Origin of the sequence: Mycobacterium sp. E1747, assembly GCF_001667775.1 — a bacterium.
Taxonomy (GTDB): Bacteria; Actinomycetota; Actinomycetes; order Mycobacteriales; family Mycobacteriaceae; genus Mycobacterium.
The window spans coordinates 1-3,401 of sequence record NZ_LZJI01000175.1; the positions used below are offsets into that span (position 1 = coordinate 1).

The following is a 3,401-nucleotide window of genomic DNA, read 5'->3' on the forward strand; positions in this document are numbered from 1 at the left end:
GCGCGGTGCTCAACGCGATCGCGGCCGCCGAGACGCTGACGGCACCCGACGCCGACCAGCATGACTGAGGCGCGGCCCAATCGGCGGGGGCGGCTATCCGTCGGGGTGGCGCAGGCATTGCTGGTGCTGTCCGCCGCGGCGTTGTGGGCGGCGTCCCGGCTGCCGTGGGTGGTGATCCGGTCGTTCGACGGGCTGAGTCCGCCCCGCGACGTGACGCTGTCCGGCGCGGCGTGGTCGACGGCGCTGCTGCCGTTGGCGGTGCTGATGCTGGCGGCGGCCGTCGCGGCCATCGCGGTACGCGGCTGGCCGCTGCGGGCGCTGGCGGGGCTGCTGGCGTTGGCCAGCCTGGCGGTCGGGTATCTCGGGGTCAGCCTGTGGGCGCTGCCGGACGTCGCCGTGCGCGGGGCCGAGCTGGCGCACGTCGCCGTGATGTCGCTGGTGGGAACCGAGCGGCGCTACGTCGGCGCGGGCATCGCGGTGGCCGCCGCCGCATGCACCCTCATCGCGGCGGTGCTGTTGCTGCGCTCGGCCGGCGATTCCGGCGCGGCCCGGGTGAGCGCGGAAAAGTACGCCGGGCCCGCGACGCGCCGCTCAAATGTGCTCCGCGACGACGCCGATGGCGCGATGCTGGAGCAGCCGGAGACGCCGGAAATCTCGGAGCGGATGATCTGGGACGCACTTGACGAGGGCTGCGACCCAACGCGGGACCCCACCGATCGGCCGCGCGACGCGGACACCGAGGGTCGGTGACGGGCCGCGTGCCGAGGGCCGCTACCCTTCATTGACGTCGTCGCAATCGGCTCAGAGTTGTCAGATCGGTCGCGGGGTGACGATGGTTAACAGCGCGAAGGGAAGCAACAGGCATGAGTCCGGCTACCGTGCTTGACTCCATCCTCGAGGGAGTCCGGGCCGACGTTGCGGCGCGCGAAGCCCTCATCAGCCTTTCCGAAATCAAAGCCGCCGCTGCCGCCGCGCCGCCGCCGCGCGACGTGATGGCCGCGTTGCGCGAGCCCGGCATCGGTGTCATCGCCGAAGTCAAGCGCGCCAGTCCGTCGGCGGGTTCCCTGGCGACCATTGCCGATCCGGCGAAGCTGGCCCGCGCCTACGAGGACGGCGGGGCCCGGATCATCAGCGTCTTGACCGAGGAGCGGCGCTTTCACGGATCGCTCGACGACCTCGACGCGGTCCGCGCCGCGGTCTCGATCCCGGTATTGCGCAAAGACTTTGTCGTGCAGCCGTATCAGATCCACGAAGCGCGCGCGCACGGCGCCGACATGCTGCTGCTCATCGTTGCCGCGCTGGACCAGTCGGCCCTGGTGTCGATGCTGGATCGCACCGAATCACTTGGCATGACGGCCCTTGTCGAAGTGCACACCGAGGAGGAGGCCGACCGGGCGCTCAAGGCCGGGGCCAACGTAATCGGCGTCAACGCACGCGATCTCGCGACCCTGGAGGTCGACCGGGATTGCTTCGCGCGCATCGCCCCTGGGCTGCCGAGCAAGGTGATCAGGGTCGCCGAGTCCGGTGTGCGCGGCACCGGGGATCTGTTGGCGTACGCCGGCGCTGGTGCGGACGCCGTCCTGGTCGGCGAGGGTCTGGTCAAAAGCGGTGACCCGCGCGCCGCGGTCGCCGACCTGGTCACCGCGGGAACCCACCCGTCTTGTCCGAAACCGTCTCGCTAGTCGTCAAGTCACTTGAAGATCCCCGGCGCTGAAACGTTGAACCTGATGAGCCGTCCCCGCGTAGAGCCTTGGTGATGGTCAATTCGTCCCGCCCGGACCTTCCCCTTCCGAGTGCAGCCGTCGCCGAAACCACCAGCCACGAACCCGATGCTGGCGGCCATTTCGGCGTGTTCGGCGGCCGTTACGTGGCGGAGGCGTTGATGGCGGTGATCGAAGAGGTCACCGCCGCCTACGAGAAGGAACGCATCAACCCCGATTTCCTAGACACGTTGGACGACTTGCAGGCCAATTACGCCGGCCGGCCTTCACCGCTGTATGAGGCCACCCGGCTGTCCGAGCATGCCGGATCGGCGCGCATCTTCCTCAAGCGAGAAGACCTGAACCACACCGGTTCTCACAAGATCAACAATGTTCTCGGTCAGGCGTTGCTGGCTAAGAGGATGGGTAAGAACCGGGTGATCGCCGAGACCGGGGCCGGGCAGCACGGCGTCGCCACGGCCACCGCATGCGCCCTGCTCGGCCTGGACTGCGTCATTTACATGGGCGCCGTCGACACCGCGCGCCAGGCGCTCAACGTGGCACGGATGCGACTGCTGGGCGCCGAGGTGGTGTCGGTCCAGAGCGGTTCCAAGACGCTCAAAGACGCCATCAACGAGGCGTTCCGCGACTGGGTGACCAACGCCGAGCGCACCTACTACTGCTTCGGCACCGCGGCCGGGCCGCATCCGTTTCCGGCGATGGTGCGCGATTTCCAACGGATCATCGGGCTGGAGGCGCGCGTGCAGATCCAGGCCCAGGCGGGCCGGTTGCCGGACGCGGTCGTGGCCTGCGTCGGCGGTGGATCCAACGCCATCGGCATCTTCCACCCGTTCATCGACGATCCGGGGGTGCGCCTGGTCGGTTTCGAGGCGGCCGGTGACGGCGTCGAGACGGGAAGGCATGCCGCTACTTTCGCCGGCGGATCGCCGGGGGCCTTCCAGGGGTCGTTCTCGTACCTGCTGCAGGACGAGGACGGCCAGACCATCGAGTCCCATTCGATCTCGGCGGGTCTCGACTATCCCGGGGTCGGTCCCGAGCACGCGTATCTGAAGGAGATCGGGCGCGCGGAATATCGGCCGGTCACCGACGCGGAGGCGATGGACGCGTTCGCGCTGCTGTGCCGCACCGAGGGCATCATCCCGGCCATCGAATCCGCGCATGCGGTCGCGGGTGCGGTCAAGCTGGGTCCCGAGTTGGGGCAGGGCGCGATCATCGTGGTGAACCTGTCGGGCCGTGGTGACAAGGATGTCGAGACGGCCGCTAAATGGTTCGGCCTGATGGGGCCCAGCGAGCGATGAGTGTGCAACACCGGCAGGCCAGCAAGCTCGGCCCCGTCTTCGACTTGTGCCGCAAGGAAAATCGCGCGGCCCTGATCGGCTACCTGCCCACCGGCTACCCCGACGTGTCGGGCTCGGTGGACGGAATGCTCGCCCTGGTCGAATCCGGTTGCGACATCATCGAAGTCGGCGTGCCCTACTCGGATCCCGGCATGGATGGGCCGACGATCGCCCGGGCCACCGAGGCCGCGCTGCAAGGGGGAGTGCGGGTGCGCGACACGCTCGCCGCGGTGGAGGCGATCAGTGCGGCCGGCGGACGCGCGGTGGTGATGACCTATTGGAATCCCGTGCTGCGCTACGGGGTCGACGCCTTCGCGCGGGATCTCGCGGCGGCCGGCGGGCA

Annotated in this window: 4 protein-coding genes; all 4 read left to right on the top strand. The window is 69.1% G+C overall.

The genetic code is table 11. The features are described 5' to 3' along the window. Positions 1-60 precede the first annotated feature (60 nt). Positions 61-750 carry a TIGR02234 family membrane protein gene (locus A5695_RS16780; protein WP_068084320.1) on the top strand — a complete coding sequence of 230 codons (690 nt, stop codon included), beginning with the start codon at positions 61-63 and terminating at the stop codon, positions 748-750. Positions 751-863: 113 nt separating this feature from the next. Next, a complete protein-coding gene (gene trpC / locus A5695_RS16785) occupies positions 864-1,682 on the top strand; it encodes an indole-3-glycerol phosphate synthase TrpC (RefSeq protein WP_068084323.1) in 819 nt (272 codons plus the stop codon). A 74-nt stretch (positions 1,683-1,756) separates the two neighbouring features. Then, positions 1,757-3,019: a tryptophan synthase subunit beta gene (gene trpB / locus A5695_RS16790; protein ID WP_068084326.1), complete on the top strand. Its 1,263-nt coding sequence runs from the start codon at positions 1,757-1,759 to the stop codon at positions 3,017-3,019. Further along, positions 3,016-3,401: tryptophan synthase subunit alpha (locus tag A5695_RS16795; protein WP_197515523.1), on the top strand; the 386-nt coding region annotated here is incomplete at its 3' end. The genes trpB and A5695_RS16795, both read left to right, overlap by 4 nt.

Excerpts from the sequence above, each read along its gene's own strand:
- A5695_RS16780 (WP_068084320.1), top strand. The coding sequence starts at position 61 with ATGACTGAGGCGCGGCCCAATCGGCGGGGGCGGCTATCCGTCGGGGTG.
- trpC (WP_068084323.1), top strand. The coding sequence starts at position 864 with ATGAGTCCGGCTACCGTGCTTGACTCCATCCTCGAGGGAGTCCGGGCC.
- trpB (WP_068084326.1), top strand. The coding sequence starts at position 1,757 with ATGGTCAATTCGTCCCGCCCGGACCTTCCCCTTCCGAGTGCAGCCGTC.